17 protein-coding genes are annotated in these 20,605 nt (G+C 36.9%); all 17 read right to left on the bottom strand.

Annotation, left to right across the window (positions count from 1 at the left end):
• Position 1: 1 nt before the first annotated feature.
• The 17 genes from FW768_RS20585 to FW768_RS20505 all read right to left on the bottom strand — a co-directional run bounded on the left by FW768_RS20585 (position 2) and on the right by FW768_RS20505 (position 20,595).
• Positions 2-2,182: a type VI secretion system Vgr family protein gene (locus FW768_RS20585; protein ID WP_153398628.1), complete on the bottom strand. Its 2,181-nt coding sequence runs from the start codon at positions 2,180-2,182 to the stop codon at positions 2-4.
• Positions 2,183-2,384: 202 nt separating this feature from the next.
• Positions 2,385-2,798, bottom strand: a complete 414-nt coding sequence (tssD, locus tag FW768_RS20580; protein ID WP_185152019.1) for a type VI secretion system tube protein TssD — start codon at positions 2,796-2,798, stop codon at positions 2,385-2,387.
• Between the two features lie 519 nt (positions 2,799-3,317).
• On the bottom strand, positions 3,318-4,193 hold the full coding sequence (locus tag FW768_RS20575; RefSeq protein ID WP_153398625.1) for a lytic transglycosylase domain-containing protein: 876 nt from the start codon (positions 4,191-4,193) through the stop codon (positions 3,318-3,320).
• A gap of 88 nt (positions 4,194-4,281) precedes the next feature.
• Positions 4,282-6,777, bottom strand: a complete 2,496-nt coding sequence (locus FW768_RS20570) for an ATP-dependent Clp protease ATP-binding subunit (protein ID WP_153398623.1) — start codon at positions 6,775-6,777, stop codon at positions 4,282-4,284.
• 255 nt (positions 6,778-7,032) lie between these two features.
• The gene (locus FW768_RS20565; RefSeq protein ID WP_153398621.1) at positions 7,033-7,704 is read right to left on the bottom strand and encodes a hypothetical protein; all 672 of its coding nucleotides are present in this window, start codon (positions 7,702-7,704) and stop codon (positions 7,033-7,035) included.
• Between the two features lie 52 nt (positions 7,705-7,756).
• A complete protein-coding gene (locus FW768_RS20560) occupies positions 7,757-8,287 on the bottom strand; it encodes a hypothetical protein (protein ID WP_153398619.1) in 531 nt (176 codons plus the stop codon).
• Between the two features lie 56 nt (positions 8,288-8,343).
• The gene (locus FW768_RS20555) at positions 8,344-8,997 is read right to left on the bottom strand and encodes a hypothetical protein (RefSeq protein WP_153398617.1); all 654 of its coding nucleotides are present in this window, start codon (positions 8,995-8,997) and stop codon (positions 8,344-8,346) included.
• A complete protein-coding gene (locus FW768_RS20550; RefSeq protein ID WP_153398615.1) occupies positions 8,994-10,307 on the bottom strand; it encodes a peptidoglycan recognition protein family protein in 1,314 nt (437 codons plus the stop codon). The genes FW768_RS20555 and FW768_RS20550 overlap by 4 nt, the downstream gene beginning before the upstream one ends.
• A gap of 285 nt (positions 10,308-10,592) precedes the next feature.
• Entirely contained in the window at positions 10,593-10,997 is a 405-nt protein-coding gene (gene tssD, locus FW768_RS20545; RefSeq protein WP_185152018.1) for a type VI secretion system tube protein TssD, read from the bottom strand.
• Positions 10,998-11,351: 354 nt separating this feature from the next.
• Positions 11,352-12,086, bottom strand: a complete 735-nt coding sequence (locus FW768_RS20540) for a hypothetical protein (RefSeq protein ID WP_153398613.1) — start codon at positions 12,084-12,086, stop codon at positions 11,352-11,354.
• A gap of 74 nt (positions 12,087-12,160) precedes the next feature.
• On the bottom strand, positions 12,161-12,583 hold the full coding sequence (locus FW768_RS20535) for a hypothetical protein (RefSeq protein WP_153398611.1): 423 nt from the start codon (positions 12,581-12,583) through the stop codon (positions 12,161-12,163).
• 119 nt (positions 12,584-12,702) lie between these two features.
• Entirely contained in the window at positions 12,703-13,758 is a 1,056-nt protein-coding gene (locus FW768_RS20530; RefSeq protein ID WP_153398609.1) for a hypothetical protein, read from the bottom strand.
• A 9-nt stretch (positions 13,759-13,767) separates the two neighbouring features.
• Positions 13,768-15,705 (bottom strand): type VI secretion system Vgr family protein, encoded by a 1,938-nt coding sequence (locus FW768_RS20525; RefSeq protein ID WP_153398607.1) that lies wholly within the window; start codon positions 15,703-15,705, stop codon positions 13,768-13,770.
• Between the two features lie 179 nt (positions 15,706-15,884).
• Positions 15,885-16,289: a type VI secretion system tube protein TssD gene (gene tssD, locus FW768_RS20520; RefSeq protein WP_185152018.1), complete on the bottom strand. Its 405-nt coding sequence runs from the start codon at positions 16,287-16,289 to the stop codon at positions 15,885-15,887.
• A gap of 384 nt (positions 16,290-16,673) precedes the next feature.
• A complete protein-coding gene (gene tssR / locus FW768_RS20515) occupies positions 16,674-19,076 on the bottom strand; it encodes a type VI secretion system protein TssR domain-containing protein (RefSeq protein WP_153398603.1) in 2,403 nt (800 codons plus the stop codon).
• A gap of 48 nt (positions 19,077-19,124) precedes the next feature.
• Complete coding sequence (locus tag FW768_RS20510; RefSeq protein ID WP_153398601.1) at positions 19,125-20,027, bottom strand: PKD domain-containing protein; 903 nt, start codon at positions 20,025-20,027, stop codon at positions 19,125-19,127.
• Between the two features lie 46 nt (positions 20,028-20,073).
• Positions 20,074-20,595 carry a type VI secretion system transmembrane protein TssO gene (locus FW768_RS20505; protein ID WP_153398599.1) on the bottom strand — a complete coding sequence of 174 codons (522 nt, stop codon included), beginning with the start codon at positions 20,593-20,595 and terminating at the stop codon, positions 20,074-20,076.
• Positions 20,596-20,605 lie beyond the last annotated feature (10 nt).

Genomic DNA, 20,605 nt, shown 5'->3' with positions numbered 1-20,605 from the left:
ATTAATTTTCAATTATTTTTCCTCCTTTTATTGTCACGTTCCCGTCAACTGATACTCCCGGATTTGCCTCTTTTTTTCCAATTTGTGCAAGTGAGCTTCCAATAACTTTTGTATTAGTTCCTTCTATCGTAATATTAGTTCCTTTTATTGTAATATTTCCACTTTTGTCCATTGTAATAGAACTGCTCCCTGTCTCCAGTTTTATTTCAGAAATACTATTAATATTAATTTTCCCGGCATTATCCATCGTAATTTTGGATTTTCCTTTCCCGACATCAATTGTAGTATTTGTTCCTACATTTATAGTAAGATTATTTCCAATATTCTCCGTACTGTCATTACTTACCTTTGTATCTATATTACCGGTTCCACTTAAAGTAACGTGATTTTTGTTTCTGTCTTTAATCTCAATTCCGCATCCATCATGAAACTGGATAATATTTCCACTCTTACTGCTTAAACTCATGATATTATTTCCGGCTCCTCCTCCTGCACCAATACCTCCATGAAACATTCCTCCCATCACAAACGGACGGTCCGGATGCTGGTGTACGAAATTGGTAATTACCTGGTCACCCACTTCAGGAATAGACATGAAACCACGATTTTTATTGACTTTGTCGCTGCTTCCGGCATCAGGAGACATAACACGGATAAATTCTGTAGTATCCGGTCCGCTTTGCCAGTCAAACTGTACTTTTACTCTTCCTTGGTTTAAGGGGTCTGTATTGGAGATTACTTTAGCAAACTGAGATTCTGCTTTTGGAGTATGGAATTCCGGGCGCGGAATAAATCCGGTATCTGCTGCAATGGCTTCGAAATGTCCGTCATAATATCCTCTTGCATCCACTTCGTGCACTACCCCGGTAATCATTAATTTGGTGAAATAAGCGGTATCGTTGGTATCTGCTTTACGCATTTCAATATCTGCGGTACATCCGGGATACAGGAACGGAACAGTTGTAGTTCCTGATGTGATGAACACTTCTGAAGCAGAACTTCCAGCGGTTCCTTTCTGTGAAGCATCAATATCCATGAAAGAGGATGCTTTGATAGGCGCTACTCTTAAAGATGGAGTGGTAAACGTTTTTTCTGATATTTCATAAGCACGTTTGGCAATATCTGAAGTATGGCTGATCTTTGGGCTGCCTCCTGTAAGCTTTTCATTTTTGCTGCTGTTGTAGCCATAAAAACTTGGACTTACATGCTGTGCTTTCATTTTGATCGCAATATCACTTACACTGCTTCCATAAGTAAGTTTTACAGGTTTTTCCTGAGGCGGAAGTTTCCCGAAATGAAGCACTTCACCATCATAATAAAACTGTTCACCGTAAGCTTCGGCTATTCTTGCCAGGTAATTATAATGGGTTTCTTCGTACTGTGAACTGTAAGAAACATTTCCGTACTGGGCATCTACCCTGAAATCAAACTTATTCTGTCCCAGCCCTTCTCTTATCACCTGATCGGCAATACTGTTTAAGCTGACCGGCTGTGCTCCGCCAAAGCTTTGAATATGAGGTGCTGCATCAAGAAGCACCGTCGGACTGTATCCTGTAAGCACGATATTTCCTAAACTTCCTTTTTCCTGGCTGAATCCCACTTCTGTGATCACGCCTACAAAGTTACGTTCAGGCCCCTGCTCAACATCTTTATATTTAAAAACTACTGTGATTCTCTTTCCTAAAAAACTCTGTGCCTCCTGCAGGTTATGATTTTCTGCACTCTCTAAGGTATCATGAGCTAATGTGATACTGAATTCATGATGTCTGGAAGCACTCTGTACGAGTTTAAAATGCTTGAAATGTTTAATGATCTGTCCTTCGATCACAATATCAAGCTTAACAACACGGTTGATACCGGCAATATAATTTTCAACAATACCTTCAACATTATGGATCTTGGAGGTAGGTTGTTTAGACCACACTTTATTTTCAACAATGGAAGGATCATTCGGCACCAGCGTCTGATTCATAAACATATTCGTTCCCTGTGCCGCATTTGAATAGGCCTGCTGGGTTTTCTGAATATTTTTTTGAGCTGCTTTTCCTACACCTTCCAGTTTTTGTTCTGCTTTTTTTACAACATTATCTTTTACAGCATCTGTCAGCTGGTTTTCTCCCGGCAAATCATTCATCGTATTGTTCGGGTTCTGTACTTTTATCGATTGGTCATCTTTAAACATAATGTGTGTTTTTTAAGTTAAATGAATTCAAAGAGAATATCTTTCTCTTTTTCGGATCGATTATTATTTATAAAACATTGATTATCAATTAATAAAAACCAATATTAATGATTTAGTTTCTTTAAATGGAAAAACAGAATAGTCTATTCTCTCGAATTTACTATTCTGTACCAATTTATTTTTACTAAGATGATGTTCGGATTTATTTGCTTCCGTCTGAAGGCCACATTCCACTATACTTAGAGTTACCATAGTCAATTGTTTCAGCACTGATCACAAAGCTGATCAACATGCTGTTTTCATCAATTGCATCGAACTCTACCTGATGCTGGATCACATATCCGTTCTCCCAGTTCAAAGTAATAAGAGTTCCTTCTTCGTGAGATTTGTTGAAAGTAACCTCTCCGGTTGTAGGCTTATATTTTCCGTTTAATAAGCTCTCTAAGATGTCTGATTTTTCAGTAGCTTCTACTGTAACTTTGATTAATGCGTTAGAAGGGTCTGATGCTACACGTCCTGAAACGTCCGTAGTTCTTGATACGCTGTAATTCAGCTTTAATAATTTTTGACCTTCTCCTCCGTTGAATTTTAAGATTCCTCTTGAATTTGCTGCCATGATTAGTAAATTTTAATCGTTAATATTTTGTGATTTGGTGATTGATTGTTGAGCAAATATAGAACGTCCTTTTTTTAAAAAAAAGTTTTTCTATATAAATCTGAAAAATTGTAGTAGTTCTACGATTTGATGTCGTAATTCTACGACTTTTGATTTAAAAAACACCCATAAACACCTCATAACAAGATATTTAAAACTATTAAAAAATTTCAACAAAACACTCAATTTTCACACTAAATTGAGAAATATTAATATATTTTAAGATACTTTAGAATATTTTTAACCATTGATTTTATATAGATTAATGATGCCAAAACATTGAATTACAAAAACAAATAACAGATCAATAATTTCTATGTTTTTCAGGAATAAACAAAAGCTGCTTTTATCAAAGTTTTTGTATGGAGATTAAAAAGGATAAAATTTAAAAGAAATAATTGATGATATCATACAGGTTAAAAAAACAGCCGCAACTAAAAAGTACGGCTGTTTTTACTATGTTTTTCAAACTGTTTGAATTTACTGCTGTTGCTGCATTTTACTTCCTTCTTTAATGGAACGGGAAAGAATCTTATTTTTTCTTAAAAGAAAATCCGGCATAAGGTCGGTTGGCAGATAAAAAGAACTTTCACCAGTATTCTGAAGTTCTTCCTCAATTCCAGGATTCCAGGCAAGAATCTTATCTACGTCCACTTTTAATTCATCTGCGATAATATTCAAATTAAAGCCTGCGTTAATTTCTGTTTCGGCCAGAGATGGTCCATTATATTTCTGAGAACCTCCTTCCGTAAAGAAAATCTTATTGATGCGTGAAGAATTATAGTTGCTCAAAACGCTCTCCAGTTCCCCTGTTGCATAACAGGCATTGAGATATTTCTTTACATGATTGATGGTTTCTGCCGGAAGAAACCTAGAAAACTCATGATACTGAGTAGAACCTGCAGCCTGCATGGCTTTGGCAATATTTCCTTCCCCACAGTTGTAAGCGGCTACAACCGTTACCCAGTTGTTATATTTTTTATAGAGATTCGTCAGAGAAATTACGGCTGTTCTTGTACTTTTATAGCCATCCCTGCGTGCCTGCTCGGTAAGCCCATACTGATTGGCATGTGCGGTCATAAACTGCCATACTCCTACTGCTCCTGCCCCTGATGTAATATTCTCATTAAAATGGGATTCTATCATCGCCAGATTTCTCAGGTGTTTCGGTAATCCTTTTTGTGCCAGTGAATATTCAATATATTTAACAATATCTTTATTGGCATTAATAATGTTCTGATATTTCTTCACACTGCTTTCTGAGGTATCTGAAGCGGCAAGAAACTGTCCGTTTACCAATATGGAAGTTCCTGTCAGCATTAGTCCTGCAAAGATATTTTTGAATACAGTTTTCATTGTAAGTGCTTTTCTATTATTTTCTAAAAAGCGGAAAAGTAATCGGATAAAAAAGCGAAAATGCCGATAAGCAGATCCGCTTTATATTTTAGTCTACTTTCCAGCTTATTTTTTCTTCTTCTTGATTCCAGTCTACATGAATGGTCTGTCCGGTTTTCACTTCTTCTCTTACAATCATTTTGGAGATAGGCCTTGCCAGCTGGGCACGAATTACTCCGGAGATCTGTCTTGCTCCGTATTTGCTGCTGAATCCGCCTAACGCCAGATTCTTCACGGCTTCGTCGCTGATCTTTAAAGCCATTCCCAATCTCGTTAATGAAGCGTGAAGTGATTTCAGCTGAATATTGAAAATTCTTTCTGCAATAGATTCTGTGATTGGCGCAAAAGGAATAATCTCCGTAATTCTTGCAAGGAATTCTGGTCTGAATCTACCGGAATTGGACATGATCTGCATCAGTGAAGATGATTCAGGGATTTTCCCTTCTTCAAACTGCTTTACGATCTCTTCACTTCCGATATTGGAAGTAAATAATATCAGCGCATTGCTGAAATCTCCTTCTTTTCCTAATTTATCATGAACTTTTCCTTCATCCATGATCTGCAGGAATACATCAAAAACGGAATGATGGGCTTTTTCAATTTCATCAAAGAGAACCACGGTATAAGGCTGCTGTCTGATTTTGTTAACAAGCATCCCTCCTTCTTCGTATCCTACATATCCCGGAGGTGCACCATATAAAAGGGCTGCTGAATGTTCTTCTTTAAATTCGGACATATCAAAGCGTACCATTGCTTTTTCGTCATTGAAAAGAAGCTCTGCCATTGATTTGGCCAGCTCGGTTTTCCCTGTCCCGGTAGGTCCCAGCAGGAAGAATGATCCGATAGGCTGTCCCGGTTTATTCAGTCCGCTTCGGTTTTCCACAATGGCATCTGAAAGGATTTTCAGTGCATGATCCTGGCCCACTACCCTGTTCATGAGCATAGATTCCATATTCAGGAGTTTTTCTTTTTCCTGAGCCTGGATTTTCCCGATAGGAATATTGGTTTTTGCCGCCATTACTGCTGCCAGTTCCAGACGGCCAACTTTTTCTCTTTTTTGGGCTGCATGCTGTAGAAGTTCAGCATATGTGTCATCAATTATTTTATGAATCTGCTCTACAGGCATAGCGTTATCCAGCGTGGGCTGCTCACTTAGAGATCCCCATAAAATAGGACTTATCTTATCTCTCAACAAATTATAGGTCCAGATCAGTTCGTCTGCCTGATGTTTGCTGTCTGTAAACTCTTCTTTCAGAATGGCTTCATAGCTTTCTTTCCAGCTTTCCAGTTCTTTTTCTGAAAGCTCGTCCAGCATTTTGATGGCGGCCATGGTTCTGTCCAGAAGATCAATAGCAGCATCCGGTAGTTTTTTACCTTTGGCATATCGCTTTGCCAGACGTACACATTCCGGAAGGGCAGCTTTTTCTACTTCAATACCATGGTGTTTTTTATAACCTTCCAAAAGTACATCAATCATTTTCACGCAGGTCTGCTCATCAGGTTCATTCACAGTCAGTACTTCAAAACGGCGGTTAAAAGCCTGTTCCGGTTCAATGATCTTTCTGTATTCTTCCTGAGTGGTGGCGCCAATTACTGTAATTTCGCCTCTTGCGAGTTCCGGCTTCAGAAGGTTCGCAACGTTTCCGATGCTTCCTTTCGGATCCAGTAAAGTGTGAATTTCATCAATGAAAAGAACTGCTTTTTCAATTTTTTTGCATTCATTAATGACTTTTTTCAGACGATCTTCAATTTCGCCTTTATAAGAAGTTCCGGCTAAAAGTGCTCCTGTATCCAATTCCAGAAGAGTTGCATTTTTTAGCATTTCAGGAACATTTCCTTTGGTAATTTCAATGGCAAAACCTTCTACCAAAGCTGTTTTTCCAACTCCCGGTTCACCAATAATGATTACATTCGGCTTGCTTCTTCGGCAAAGAATCTCAACGAGCATCCTCAGTTCTTTGTCTCTTCCTATAATATTTTCAAGTTCTCCTTTTCTGGCCTGTGCGGTTCTGTCTACGCAATAACTTTTAATGGAAGGAAAGGAGGAGTCTGTAAAGTCTGATCCATTTGAAAAAAGGGAAGAGAAATCTCCGTCTTCAGCTACAGTAAAAGGGGTATCTTTTCTGTACAGATTGAAAATTTCATGTTCTCTCAGCGGTAATGATTTCAACTGCTGGAGTGAAAAAGCAACCTGAGGTTTTACAATCGCTGTCAGGATACAGATTGGAGTAATTTCATCCAGACCCAATTTTAAACGGATATCATCTGCTTCTTCGATAAGGATATCCACTGCTTCATCCGGACGTACTTCATCCGGGAGATGGTTGGTTTTGGGATATTCTTCGATACGGACATCTGCCCATTCGTAAAAATAACCGGGATCTTTTTCTATGCTTTTCAGGAATTCATTAAGTCCGATATCTTTATGCATTAAAGCCTGCAGAATGTGCGGACCTCCATAGGTACCATTATAGTTTTCCTTCGCTATCGACTGAGCAATATGAAATAGCTGTTTTACTGTTTCGTTGGTTACTAGTACTCCCATTGATAATTTTTCTTATATTAATATGTCTGTGTTCTTTTTAATTCTGTCAGATTATTTGGTGTTTAGAGCCGGGAAATCATTCTCAGCCCGTATCATCTGTCAAAAGATACTTGTTTACAAATATATCTTTTTTATATAAATTTATACAAGGATAAAGATAGGTAATTCTTTGAATAGAGAACTAATGCTTATCTGAGGTGAACAAATACACTGTTCATCGTTGTTCAGAAGATTTCACGTCTGTCTGATAATTCCTTATATATTCAGAAAATAGAGCATAGCCAGACTTAGCCACTGCAGTCCTATATAGATATAAAAGATCATGGCAGAAGGTTCGGCAAGCTCGTGAAGCTTTTCGATCAGTTTTGTTTTAATAAGATCGTAGAAGTTAATATTTCCGCTTTTAAGATCCAGTTCATCGAAGCTCATCTTTTTTAAGGCATAGCTTAAAATCTTTTTTATGATTTTGTTTTCTGAGCTGTTTTTAAACTCGTTGATCAGCTGAATTTTAACTAAAGCATAATCTGCACTGTTCCGGATGACTGTAGGCTGGCCTGATCTGAATTTGTCCATCACTTTATCAATAGCCGGGATCAACAGGGTTTCTGCATGATCTTTAACCAACCTGCTGATTACATTGGACATGGCGTATTTTGTGGAAAATATCCCGATACAAAACGGTGCTGCAATCATCAGTAAAAAGAAAAGACTGGCGGAAACCGGCTTTGTTGTAATGGCGGCCACTATAAACAAATAAGCTCCGCTGTGCCCTAAACCACTTCCAAAGCTTGCGGATAATATATAAATTCCAGCTACCATGACGATCACCGTGGAAAGTATTCCTATTCCATAGATCTTCAATAAACTGAAAAAAAATACTGCGGATAATTTTGAAAAATATTTTAATTGATTGGTGACTTTACTCATTGATAAATCCGGGTTTTCTTGGTTTTGTTTTCAAATTTAACTATTTTTCAGGTTACCAGTTGTACTTAACCTTTCTATTTTTAAGACACTCATCAATACTGATATTAATAGGACATTTGTAACAATCATCAGGAGTGAATTTAAAAAAGTCTGTTAAAGAAATACTTTTATCAACTATTACTGACGATTTTTTTGTGCAGGTTTGAGTGGCGGGCAGGTAATCAAAATCATTTTTCTTCAGCTCTTTTTTATAAATTCCGTTGCTATAATTAAGTTCTTTAGTAATGTAAATTTTATTTTGTTTATTCTGAATATAAAGCCAGGAACTATTTCCATTTGATAAGGAATTGAACTTTAAAATTTTCGTATTTCCTCTATCTTCAATTTCAAGAATATTCTCGGTTTCAACTGGTCCGTTCCCCATCACTACAGGGGTATTAATTATGATGCTTTTATTAAATAAAACGACAGTATCCTTTCTTAAATTTTCATGATCAGCAAGCTTTATTTTTTGTGAAAAAACAGAATTAAAAATCATTAATAAGGCTAAAAGCAGCTTATATTTTGTTGAAAAGGTTTTCATATTTCCCTGATCTCTTAAGACACTTTGTTATACTGATTTTATCCGTGATATTTAATCTATACGCTACAATCCATAGAAGCAAAATCTATGACGGTGAGATACCATTTCCCACCTATATTGGTGATATAGAAAATAAAAGTTCCGTCTTTACTGTTTACCGTTACCCTGCGGCTTTTTGTTTCCATTTTTTTGAACTTCCCAATGTCTTTTACCAGTTCGTTTTTCTTCTTTGCTTCTAATTCTTCACCAAGGATCTTAGGAGAATTTTCGAGAAAGAAATTAATGGATTCTGATAAAGCGTGAAATTTATTTTCTGAAGCGACAAAAATTCCCTCTTTCTCAATTTTTTCACATTCAAAAAATGATTTTTCGGTAAATTCAATGGTATTCAGATTGAGATCTCCTGTTTTGTATTCTTCCAAAAGTGACTGGTAAGGAACTCCTGCTGATTCTGCAATTCTGTTATCAAGGCATTTTTTATCCAGACAAAGTTTCTGCACTTTTAACCAGCTGTTATTAGGACCGGTGGTTGTAATTAGGGTCAATCCTGAATTTTTATCAATCAACTGGTTAAATTTATCAGAATTTTTTTCGTTGTAGATTTCCACTACTTTTTTAACAAACTGTTCTACATCTTTATTCTGCCCCTGTAAGGAACCACATCCCGAGAAAAGGATAGATGTAAATAGGATCAATAATACGTTTCTCATAAGCATTCATTTAATAATGGAAGAATAGCATCTTTTACAACCTGGCCTTCACCTGCAGTTTTGGACTGCATTTCTTCATGGGTAAAGATATTTTCTTTTTTCAGGTTGTATTTTTTCATCAATGCAACTACAATACACTTTACTGATTTAACCTGTGCATCAGTCAGCTGATCCCAGTAAATATCAGCATCTTTCCATTTTCCATTAATCTGACGCTGTCCTTTGAAGGCTGCCGTTAATTTAACAGATTCCGGATTTTTCACCTTGGTATCATAAACGGTATACAGGTCTTTTCCATCTTTGTAATAAGCCATTCCGATCACCTCTATTCCGATGGAATTTTCTGTCTGGATTTCCATATGGGCAGTACGTGCCGTCTTATTCATAATGTGATTGGAATACTGATCCAGCTTAATCGGCTGGAATATTTCGCCATCAGTACCCCGTGATCCTTCCACATAAAAATGGGTTCCTTTTGTATGAGCAATAGCCCCGGCAATTGATGAACCGATTGTCCTGTGTAAAACAATGGCTATAATTTTCTGGATTCCCGCATTCCCTTTTACCTTACTGTCTGCTTTGGTATGAACAACATTCGGACCGTTAAGCAATTCTTTATCAATAGAGTAAACACTGCATTCACAATATTTAATCTCAAACCATTTTCCGTTTTCATCAAGCCAGTAATTGGGCTGAGAAGCTGTCTGGGAATCATTTTCACTCTCTTTTGGATTTTTCCCCATATAAGTAATTTCCACTCCGGGATTATGCTTCCCGGCATCTACCATGATGCAGGTATTTACTTTTTTGTCTTTGGCACTGTTTATTTTAGTTCCCCAGGCTTCAATATCTTTTTTTTCTGCTGTAGGCTGAAGTTTTACTTTATAAACAGCAAGGCCTTCTTTGTCTACCGTTGCCGTAAGTACTCCCTCTACATCTTTGTCATCTTGAAACAGGTCTACCAACTCATATGGCTTTGCGCTTAAAATACCATCACGGTCTTTTAGATTGACTTCTATTTTTTTACCTGCCAGCCCTGCTGTTTTCACAACTATGTATACTGTATCACCTACTGTAGCGGAACTGATTTTAGTGTAAGTTTTATCTTCAAGCCGGGCAACATAAGCATCCAGTACTGCGGCGGCTGTAATATTAACCGGATCTTTGTTGGTTCCGTAAGTCACTCCCTCTGTTCCTTCCTGTCTAAACTGTGTTCCTGAAGAATTCACAATATTTTCTTTCGCAAAACTACGATTATCTCCACCCGTGGTTTCAATATAATCTCCGCCTATGTAACTTTCCTTACTCATTGTTTAGTGGTTTTTAGATTTGGTGTATTTGACTGAACTTATTATTTCAGATCTCTATTGGAGGGTTTCTTTTTATTTTTCAGAATCATATTTATTCTATGTATGATTTTCTGTGATTATCTACCTTAAAGTTAATAAAAAAATCATCCGGTCTGTTTATTTCATAAAGGTTTCTGATTTGCGTATCTTTTGTAATACGCACAGAATAAGATTATTTCAGGCAAAAAAGACCGCCTTTTTCGGGACAGTCTTTTTTTATGAATGTGGATGTGTAGTAATGTAAGATTAAGCACCCGGCCATACTCCTTCGTACTTGGAATTTCCGAAGTCAATGTTTTCTGCACTCACTACAAAACTGATCAACATACTGTTTTCGTCTATTGCATCAAACTCCACCTGGTGCTGAATCACGTATCCGTTGTTCCAGCTCAGGGTGATCAATGTTCCTTCTTCGTGAGATTTGTTGAAAGTAACTTCTCCTGTTGTAGGCTTATATTTTCCGTTGAGTAAGCTTTCAAGGATGTCTGATTTTTCAGTAGCTTCTACTGTAATTTTAATAAGGGCATTGGAAGGATCTGATGCTACACGTCCTGAAACGTCTGTAGATCTAGATACGCTATAGTTCAGCTTTAATAGTTTCTGACCTTCTCCTCCGTTGAATTTTAAGATTCCTCTTGAATTTGCTGCCATGATTGGTAAATTTTAATCGTTAATATTTTGTGATTTGGTGATTGATTGTTGAGCAAATATAGAACGTCCATTTCTTTAAAAAAAGCTTTTCACTGTAAATCTGAAAAATTGTAGTAATTCTACGATTTGATGTCGTAATTCTACGACTTTTGATTTAAAACAATCAAAAATATCCTTTATTAGTCATTATTTACCTCTATTGACTCTATATTTATTTTCACACTAAAACGGGAAGTATCAAGGTTCATTTTCCGAATACAGAAGGATAAATCCACAAAAAAGCCCTGTTTTTCAGACAGGGCTTTTTATGGTAAAATTTTGATGATGGTTTTTTATTCTATAATTTTCAAAATTTCACTTTAGAACTTTTTCTTTAAACTTGGGTGAAATCCATTCATAATCATTTGTAAACAGAAGAAAATGAACCGTTTTATCGGAATATAAAAAATAAGTTCCATTCATGCCTTTCAAATTTCCTAAATAATTGAATTTAGCATCATCTTTCGATATCTTCGATATTATTTTTTTTATCTCTTTTTTTATTTCTTCTTTGTCTTCTTTCAGATTTTTGTCATAAAAAATATCATGATCTTCTTTTGATAAAACGGTATTGTTTTCTGAAAAATCAAATTCTTTTACCGTAAAGTCATTTTTTTTCAATTCAAAAAACTTTGTGATCTGCCTGCCAACCCTTGAATGTGTTACGGAGAAATAAGTGTCATTATCATGATCACATTTTTCTATAAAAAATTTAGCATCCCCGAAATTATCTACAGATCCGGGAATCATATCCATTATTTTTTTCTTTGTTAAATTTCCTCCTTCCAAATCTGATTGATATAACCAAAGTGCTCTTTCTATAAAAACAAAAAAGTAAATATTATTTTTATATGAAAATCCGTCTATTAATTTCGGAATATCTAAAAAATAATCCTTTGAAGACTTAAGAAACTGATTTGTTTGAGGAGCTGGATTTTTCTTATTAATCAAAGTTTTTTTATTATTATTCGTATTTAAAATCAAATTCCAGTCAGCAGAATTCTTTTGAGAATATAATTGTATATTATCTGTAATTAATATAGTATCCATATTGTTTTCTTTTATTTGGGAAAATAAAAAATGAGTATTAATTATAAGAAATGAAAATAAAAAAATCAAACGTCTCATAAAGTATATGTTATTTTATCATCAGTTAAATAAGGTCCACCACCAAGTCCTTTATACAGACTAATGACCAAATGTTGTTCCATATTGGTTGTAATGGTTTTATATTCACTCTTTCCGGGTGTCTTCTCTCTCATATACAATACCCCAGTCAAAGCTGAAGTAGAATATTCTGCCAACAGTTTTTTTTCTGTTTTCTGGCCGGATTTAAATCTGAGGCCATATGATGCATCATAATATTTCTTCACCCCATTTCTTTCAAATAAAGTAAAAACATGATCTGAAAAATAATGGAGAGGATTTGCATTTCCCTGCGCTCTATATGCTGTAGAAGGCGGCAACTCCGGAGCTAGAGGATCTTTAATATTCCAGCCTTTTACTAAAAACATTAAATTAACAAAATGAGTGGTTATCTGTGCCATAAAACTATCATTATGCCCTCTTCCTGAAAAGATTGCAAACTGGTCCAAAGCAATACCTTGAGCAAATCCTATATACAATAAAAAGGCTGTCCATTCACCACATCTGAATTCCCCATATTTTAAAATAACCCTACTGTTCTTTCTATATAGGCACCTGTAGCCGCATCATAAAACATATATGCCCTTGGGTCCCTGGCATCTGTTAATGGATTGGCATCAACTGCGCTTATTCCCCTCCAATATCCTAATCCTTCTGCGCTCCAGTTTTTCGTTAAATACGAAGTTCCATCTGGTCTATTCTGCCCTTCTCTTCTTCTTATTATTTTTAAGGTTTCAAATTGTTTAAAGATAGAATCTAAAACTATTTCTTCATTTTCCTCTTTTGTTTTACCGGTATTCCCTTTTCCAGATCCTCCTTTACAGCCTAGCCACAATAGTGTTTCAAAAATATTCTTTTGATTTTTGTTGGGCTGGCATTTTATCTGCATTGTATCACTTACAGACGGAAGGTTTTCAAAATTGTTGTACAATGGTGTTTTCCATGTAAGATACAAACAGAACTTAACACTTTTCATGGGTACCCAATTGGTTCCGTCTTCAGAATATTCAAAATGGAGCGTAAAGTTCTCGAGATACTGAACAGTGTCTTTATAAGGCTTCGTATCACAGGTGAATGTTAGTTCGTGCTCTTCGTCCTTGTTCTTTTTAGGATGCTGCTGTTCTTTAAAAACATATTTTTTATTTGAATCCTGTACCCGGATTTTACACGTTATTGGCCCCTTTGTTTTAAAAGTGGCTGTAAACACAAAATTGTCTGTACTTGCCAGAGTGATAGGTAAAGGATCCGGCTTATTTTTATCATCAGAATTTCCTCTGAGGCTAAGCCAATGGTAATACTTTCCTTTATCTTCCAGTATCCAGAAATTTTTAAACTCACTGAAACTGGAAACTTCATCATGACATACATCAAAAGTTGTATTGATCTTAATTTTAATAAGATCCAAACTTCCTAATGAAGGTGGTGCAGCATTTGCCTTATAGCTTACTCCTGCTGTTTCTCCTGTTTGAGCAAACTGCTGTACAGAAGAGTTAACAATACTTTTTCCTGCAAAAGTCTTAGCATCGCCACCGGTTGTTTCTATATAATCACCACCTATGTAAGATTCTTTGCCCATTTCCGGAGATTAATGATTTTTAGATTTCTCTCCGGAATTATTCTGTATTTCTTTCTGAGCATGCTGCTCAAATGTTCCCTGGCTTTGGGTGGTAATCTGTCCGTTGGCTACTCTTAATCTGTCTTTTTCTGTGTGAGACTCTTTATTTCCCTGAATAAATTCTGTCATTTTCCCGGTTACATTCGTGATAAAATCGGCTCCGGTAGAAAGATATTTCATAGAGCCTACACTTTCAGAATGGTTGACCATGATGGTATCCATTTTATTGACGCCTACATTTGTTGTCATATTCTCACCAACATTAATATTCATATTTCTGCAGTTCAATGTCATGGTTTCAGGGGCAGTAATGGTAATATTGCTTCCTGTTGTATCTAAATGGATTTCGTTTCCGGATTTATCAGTAATGATGATGCTTTCATCTTCTGTAAATACTACTTTGTGGCCACTTCTGGTCTGAATAGATTTCACACGGTTATCTAATCCTCCTCCAAGTCCTACTCCGCCATGGAACATTCCTCCCATAACGAATGGCCGGTCCGGATGACTGTGTACAAAGTTCACCATTACCTGGTCTCCTACTTCAGGAATGGCAACATAGCCCCTGTTTTGAGTAATCCGGTCTGTTCCTCCTGCATCAGGGCTCATCATTCTGATAAAATGAGTTGTATCATTATTTTGCCAGTCAAATCTTACCTGTACTCTTCCCTGTCCTTCGGGATCGGCATTGGAAATCACGGTTGCAATTTGTGGTTCGGCTTTTGGGGATGTGAATTCCGGTTTTGGTAAAAATCCTGTATCTGAAGCAATTGCATCAAAACTTCCTGTATAATGGCCAATGGTATCAATTTCATGTGTAGTTTCTGTCACCATAATTCTGGTGAAATAGGATGATTCGTTGGTATCAGGCTTTCTCATCTGAAGATCAACTACACACCCCGGATGTAAAAACGGAACTGTAGTATTTCCTGATACTGAAAATACATTTACGGCCTCGCTTCCTGAAGTGCTTTTTTGTGAATATTCAACATCAAGATGAGTCGTTGCTTTTATAGGAGCTACCTGAAGAGCAGGTGTTTTATAAATTTTGTCGTTGTGTTCATAAGCTGTTTTGGCCAGATCACTTACATGCTGGATAGGTGTTGTTCCGGAAGTAAGTTTCTCGTTACGGCTGCTGTTATATCCGTAGAATTCAGGTTTCGTATGAACTGCTTTTAGCTCTACTTTAATATCATCCGCGTTACTTCCGTATGTCAGTTTAATAGGTTTATTCTGAGGCGGAAGTTTACCGAAATGCAGAACTTCGCCGTCATAATAAAATTGCTCACCGTAGGCTTCCGCCATTCTTGCAAGATAGTTATAATGGGTTTCATCGTATTGGCTGCTGTATATGATCTGGGAATAATCATTGGTATCAATTCTGATATCAAACCGGCTTTTATCAATACCCTGTTTAATAACTTCTTCGGCAATAATTCCCATATTCACAGGCTGGCCGCCTCCGAAACTCTGCACATGCGGAGCACCATCAAGAAGAATGGTTGGACTGTATCCTGAAAGGACAATATTCCCAAGACTCATCTTTTCCTGACTGAAACCTACCTTGGTAATGATTCCTACAAAATTTCTTTCGGGGCTATTCTCAATATCTTTATACGAAATAACAGCTGTGAGGCGTTTTCCCAGGAATTTATTGGCTTCTTCGAGAGTATGGGTCTGACGGTCTCCCAAAGCATCATGAGCTAAGGTTAAACTAAATTCATGGTGGCGGCTGGTACTCTGTTTCAGCTTAAAGTGTTTGTAAAATTTAATAATTTTCCCTTCTATCACTAAAGACAACTTCACCAGGCGGTTAATTCCGGAATGTTGATTTTCAGAAATTCCGTCGGCATTCTGAGACGGACGAAATGAAGAGTTTTTCGGCATATTTTGTGTTTGGGTTTTCATATTTTACTGTGTTTGAATACATTAAAGATAATAAAAAAAATCATCCGGTCTATACATTTCCGGCAGGTTATTTGTCTATTGTTTATGTAACCAACATAGAACAGACCATCACAGGCAAAAAAGACCGTCTTTCTTGGGACAGCCTTTTTTTATGAATGTTGATGTGTAATAGTGTAAGATTAAGCACCCGGCCATACTCCTTCGTACTTGGAATTTCCGAAGTCAATGTTTTCTGCACTCACTACAAAACTGATCAACATACTGTTTTCGTCTATTGCGTCAAACTCCACCTGGTGCTGAATCACGTATCCGTTGTTCCAGCTCAGGGTGATCAATGTTCCTTCTTCGTGAGATTTGTTGAAAGTAACCTCTCCTGTTGTAGGTTTATACTTTCCGTTTAGTAAGCTTTCAAGGATGTCTGATTTTTCAGTAGCTTCTACTGTAATTTTAATAAGGGCATTGGAAGGATCTGATGCTACACGTCCTGAAACGTCTGTAGATCTAGATACGCTGTAGTTCAGCTTTAATAATTTCTGACCTTCTCCTCCGTTGAATTTTAAGATTCCTCTTGAATTTGCTGCCATGATTGGTAAACTTTAATCGTTAATATTTTGTGATTTAGTGATTGATTGGTGAGCAAATATAGAACGTCCATTTGTTTAAAAAAAGCTTTTTACTATAAATCTGAAAAATTGTAGTAGTTCTACGACTTTTTGTAGTAATTCTACGACATTAGATTTAAGAACAACACTCGAAACCCCATAAATAAAAGATTTCATAATACTTATTAAACATTGATAATCAATGATATTTTACACTTAAATGAGAAATAAGACTGAATTTCCTGCATTTTCTGAGCGCTGAATGATCACAGAAATAATTCATACCGGAAATCATCAATTCATCATTTTCTGCACAAAAAAAGCAGAAGTACTGAACTTCTGCTTTTGATATTATTATACTGCCAATTAATGTTTGGTATATTCCGGTGCTTCTGTTTCCTGCATGGTTGGCATAAAGTGCTCATTAAGCCAGTAGAACGTCTGTCCGTTCTGTTCAATCTTTACAGCAGGATGTTTTCTATAGGAAAGCATTCTGTCTGCAAGCTTTTTATAGTTCAGGAAGTAGTTTCTTACCGTCTGATCTGAAATATCTTTAGATTTTTTCCAGCCTCTCAAGTTAAACTTAGCCATCAACTCTTCTTCAGAAAGGTCAAATCCGGTACTCAAACCTACAGCGTAAGCCATAGATTTCTGATAAAGATCTCCTTTGTCCAGGAACTTTATTGTAGGATTATATTTTTTCAGCAATTTTATATATTCCCTGATAGCGCCTGCTCTACTGAAATCTTCTCTGGCAGCTTCTGTTTTCTGATATACTTCAGTATAGAAGTTTTTCAGCTGATCAAATTCTGTTTCAGAAATCAGGATTCCTTTTTCATGTCCCGGTTTGAAATCTTTCAGGTCTTTCGGAATATGCCCTTTCACAAGGAATGGGTTTCCGTAGTTGATCAGCTGTGCAGCAATTCCTGCGGAAACAGGATTCGTAAGTCCTGGATACAGATATTTATATTTCACGTCTACATCGGTATTTCCTGCCCCTACAGAAGAGTGGAAATATTCGTTAAGTGATTTATCAATCGTCTGATTATCTAAAGTTACCTGTGCAATAAGGCTGTCTACAGACTTTTTAAGATATCCCGGCGTTGCAATTTCTCCTTTTTTAGGGAAGATCACAAATCCCTGAGACATACTCTGCTTAGGATAATCTAATGAGAAAAATCCGGCATCTCCTTCTATCAGACTAAAATTATTCTTAGTAAGAACGTCATTTTGTTTAACGATCTTCTCCTTTTTAAGCTCAGCTATATTTTTGGCCGTATTGGTTACCACGTTTTCAGACATCAATACAAAATCATTGTAATTATCAGATGATCTTGCGCTGGTCTGGAACATGATTAATCTTGCCTGGGCCTGTGAAAGTGAGCTGATCACTCCATACATATTTCCGTTCTGATTAGACGAAGAAGTTCCCACTGTGATCACGATATTCGTTTCATCCGGCATATTGGAAAGCAGGTTTCCGGCAGCAGAAAGTGCTTCGCCTACCGGCTGATACCCACTGTTGCTTACACAGTTCATTTCATTCGTTTTTTCATCAATGAATTTGGTGATCTTGCTGTAATCTGTATTTAAACTGGAAACTGCCACATTATTCCCACATGGATTGTTTTTATACAAAACAACACCATACTTTACTGTACTAAAATAAGAAGGGGTTTCAAATTTAAGCTGCAGATCCTGAAGTAAAGATTTTACAATGGGCGCATACGGTGCATTAGGAGCACTTATATCCAATGCAAAAACAATATTGATGTTTTTATCTCTCTCCGTTATTTCTTTATACCGGTCAAAATAAATTTTATCTCCTAAAACATTAAATACATAATTCTTACTGTAATCCAGGATATTGGTAAAATATTTTGTTTTAGAATCAGGAGTTGGAGCCTCATTCAGTGCCAGACTTACAGGATAAATATTTTCAAGAGGAGTTCTCTTGCTCGCATCCGTCAGAAGAATAGCGGTTCTGTTTTCGGTATTGGCCCCTCCGGGATATCCTTCATGAACTCCTAAGGTAGTATCGTTATATCCGGCATCATTTTTCAGTTTCATAGCGGAACGTTCACCCCATGTAGAGATCACATTGGCATCTACCCAGCCATAAAGATTGGTACTGATACTGTCTATATCGATAGATGGTTTTTTACCTACCAGGAACCTTCTGTTGTTTTCCGCCTGCTTGTACACGTACACCATTTGTCCGTTCGGAATTTTGGCTTTGGCGTTTTCTATAAGGCTTGGTGAATTGAATACCATAATGGAGTCATTCTTGTAATACCTTTCGGCACTTCTGATCACATCACTGTTATTCGGAACCACTGCTACTCTTACAGGGTAGCCGGTCTTTTCACTTTTTAAGGAGCTGTTCCATAAAAGAAGGTCAGATTCGGCAATCCATCCATAAGTTTTGATGGATTTTGACGATACTTTTTTCATTAAAGCATCCGGAACGTATTCCGCTACTTTTACCATTCCGTCTCTGTGCTTCAGGACCATTAATGGTTCCAGGAATTTAACTTCTTTATAAGACTTTTCGTCGTCTTTATCAAGATAGGCCGTGTTTCTTGAGCGGTCTGAAATAACGATCCATGGGACCGCTTTTTTCGGGTATCCATTCACTACCGGTGAGTTGTCTACCTGTCCGTATTGTGACGGCTCAGGGGTTCTTTTAGACGGCAGCTTCACCTGACAGCTCGCTAATAACACTGATAATCCTATATAATATGCTGCTAGAGGAAATTTATTTTTCATCCTATTTTATCTTTTTATGATTGGCGTAACCGGTTATCCCGGAGAATATTATTTGCTTTGGTTGATATCTACTTTCGTTACACAGGTCTGTGTGTCATCAAAGTTCACTTTCACAGTCTGGATTACTACATTCTTGTCAAACTGAAGTCCTGCACAGTACATATAGAAGTTATTAACTTTGCTGTCATTTACCTTTACCACTGAATTTTCATTGTTACACAGGTACGTTTTCAGCAGGTAGTTGTAATGTGTATTAAAGTCGTTTCCGTTGGCAATCTGCTGCAGGTGGTATTTAAAATTGTTATCAACCTTAGCATAAGCATCTTCTACAGGCAGTACGTCATCCAAAGAGTTATACTCAGGAGTAATTTTAATCGTATGATAAACAGGTTCTCTGTTTTCTTCTGTAAACAGAGCCACTTTATATTCACCCGGCTGTTTAAAAGTGTAAATGGCAAATTTTTCTCTGGCGTCTACCCCTCCGCTTTCTCCAAATCTCCATTCAAACTTGGTTGCATCAGACACCGCCCGGAATTGCACCGCTTCATTCTGCATGGCCTGAAGAGGAGCTTCAATAGTAGTGGCAGTCTTTGTGGTATCTTGCCTCATTGGTCTTTCCCTTACCATTACCTGGAAAGATTTCGTGTACTTATTATCCACAATTAAACTTACCGTGTAATATCCGGATTTATTATAGAAATGAATTCCTTTGCTTTTATCAGAGGTAGTTCCATCTCCGAAAGTCCATTTTTTGGTTTTGGCAAACTGGGTATTGTCATCGAATGAAAGGGTATCTCCTACGAACAAAGTGGAAGGATAAACGATTCCAAGAATATCATCCGAAGAGTGGATCACTTTCTTCTGAAGCCACAGTGCAACAAGTGCAGCAACCAGCAGGGATGCTATAACACCGATTATAATGTTCTTTTTGTTTTTTTGAAAATAATTCATAGTTAGTGATTGATGTGTTTTATTTTTTTAATATTTATTGATTGGCTTACTGGGTTCTGTTCCTAATTTGTTCATTTCTGTCATAAAGGCGTCCCTGTTTATTTTTGAATCCTATCTGGCAGTCCGCCAGATCTTTTTCAAGTTTCTGAATAGTTTCCGTGGTAATAGAAAGCGCCCTTTTATCTTCAAAATACATTTTATAGAATTTAACGATCTGCGGATAAGCTTCTTTACGGATATCAGTTACTCCGTCATCAAAGTGATTCCCAATATCATTAATTCCGATAGAAATTTCCTGTTCAATATAAGGTTCTGGAGCTGTGCCAGACATTTTACTGATAATAGAATAGGTACTGTCTATTCTGGGCTGAAGGAGCTTCTGCTGCTTCTCGAATTCGTTTTTTTTCTCAAGCCTCTGAATACCTATTATGTCTTCGTCCGAAAACGGTGAAGCAAATCCTTTTAAAAAGATGATCCCGAGAAATATCATGGCAGCCAGAAGCATCAGTATCAAATAAAAAAACTGGTAATGCCTCTCTTTTTTGGATAGTGTGATTTGTCCCTGCATAACTTTATTT

The organism is Chryseobacterium vaccae, from assembly GCF_009602705.1.
GTDB lineage: Bacteria > Bacteroidota > Bacteroidia > Flavobacteriales > Weeksellaceae > Chryseobacterium > Chryseobacterium vaccae.
This window is presented reverse-complemented; position numbering and strand designations above follow the sequence as displayed.

What these genes read in the sequence shown, in the direction of transcription:
- FW768_RS20585 (WP_153398628.1), bottom strand. Translation starts at nt 2,182, where the DNA reads ATGTTTAAAGATGACCAATCGATAAAAGTACAGAACCCGAACAATACG.
- tssD (WP_185152019.1), bottom strand. Translation starts at nt 2,798, where the DNA reads ATGGCAGCAAATTCAAGAGGAATCTTAAAATTCAACGGAGGAGAAGGT.
- FW768_RS20575 (WP_153398625.1), bottom strand. Translation starts at nt 4,193, where the DNA reads ATGAAAACTGTATTCAAAAATATCTTTGCAGGACTAATGCTGACAGGA.
- FW768_RS20570 (WP_153398623.1), bottom strand. Translation starts at nt 6,777, where the DNA reads ATGGGAGTACTAGTAACCAACGAAACAGTAAAACAGCTATTTCATATT.
- FW768_RS20565 (WP_153398621.1), bottom strand. Translation starts at nt 7,704, where the DNA reads ATGAGTAAAGTCACCAATCAATTAAAATATTTTTCAAAATTATCCGCA.
- FW768_RS20560 (WP_153398619.1), bottom strand. Translation starts at nt 8,287, where the DNA reads ATGAAAACCTTTTCAACAAAATATAAGCTGCTTTTAGCCTTATTAATG.
- FW768_RS20555 (WP_153398617.1), bottom strand. Translation starts at nt 8,997, where the DNA reads ATGAGAAACGTATTATTGATCCTATTTACATCTATCCTTTTCTCGGGA.
- FW768_RS20550 (WP_153398615.1), bottom strand. Translation starts at nt 10,307, where the DNA reads ATGAGTAAGGAAAGTTACATAGGCGGAGATTATATTGAAACCACGGGT.
- tssD (WP_185152018.1), bottom strand. Translation starts at nt 10,997, where the DNA reads ATGGCAGCAAATTCAAGAGGAATCTTAAAATTCAACGGAGGAGAAGGT.
- FW768_RS20540 (WP_153398613.1), bottom strand. Translation starts at nt 12,086, where the DNA reads ATGGATACTATATTAATTACAGATAATATACAATTATATTCTCAAAAG.
- FW768_RS20535 (WP_153398611.1), bottom strand. Translation starts at nt 12,583, where the DNA reads ATGGCACAGATAACCACTCATTTTGTTAATTTAATGTTTTTAGTAAAA.
- FW768_RS20530 (WP_153398609.1), bottom strand. Translation starts at nt 13,758, where the DNA reads ATGGGCAAAGAATCTTACATAGGTGGTGATTATATAGAAACAACCGGT.
- FW768_RS20525 (WP_153398607.1), bottom strand. Translation starts at nt 15,705, where the DNA reads ATGAAAACCCAAACACAAAATATGCCGAAAAACTCTTCATTTCGTCCG.
- tssD (WP_185152018.1), bottom strand. Translation starts at nt 16,289, where the DNA reads ATGGCAGCAAATTCAAGAGGAATCTTAAAATTCAACGGAGGAGAAGGT.
- tssR (WP_153398603.1), bottom strand. Translation starts at nt 19,076, where the DNA reads ATGAAAAATAAATTTCCTCTAGCAGCATATTATATAGGATTATCAGTG.
- FW768_RS20510 (WP_153398601.1), bottom strand. Translation starts at nt 20,027, where the DNA reads ATGAATTATTTTCAAAAAAACAAAAAGAACATTATAATCGGTGTTATA.
- FW768_RS20505 (WP_153398599.1), bottom strand. Translation starts at nt 20,595, where the DNA reads ATGCAGGGACAAATCACACTATCCAAAAAAGAGAGGCATTACCAGTTT.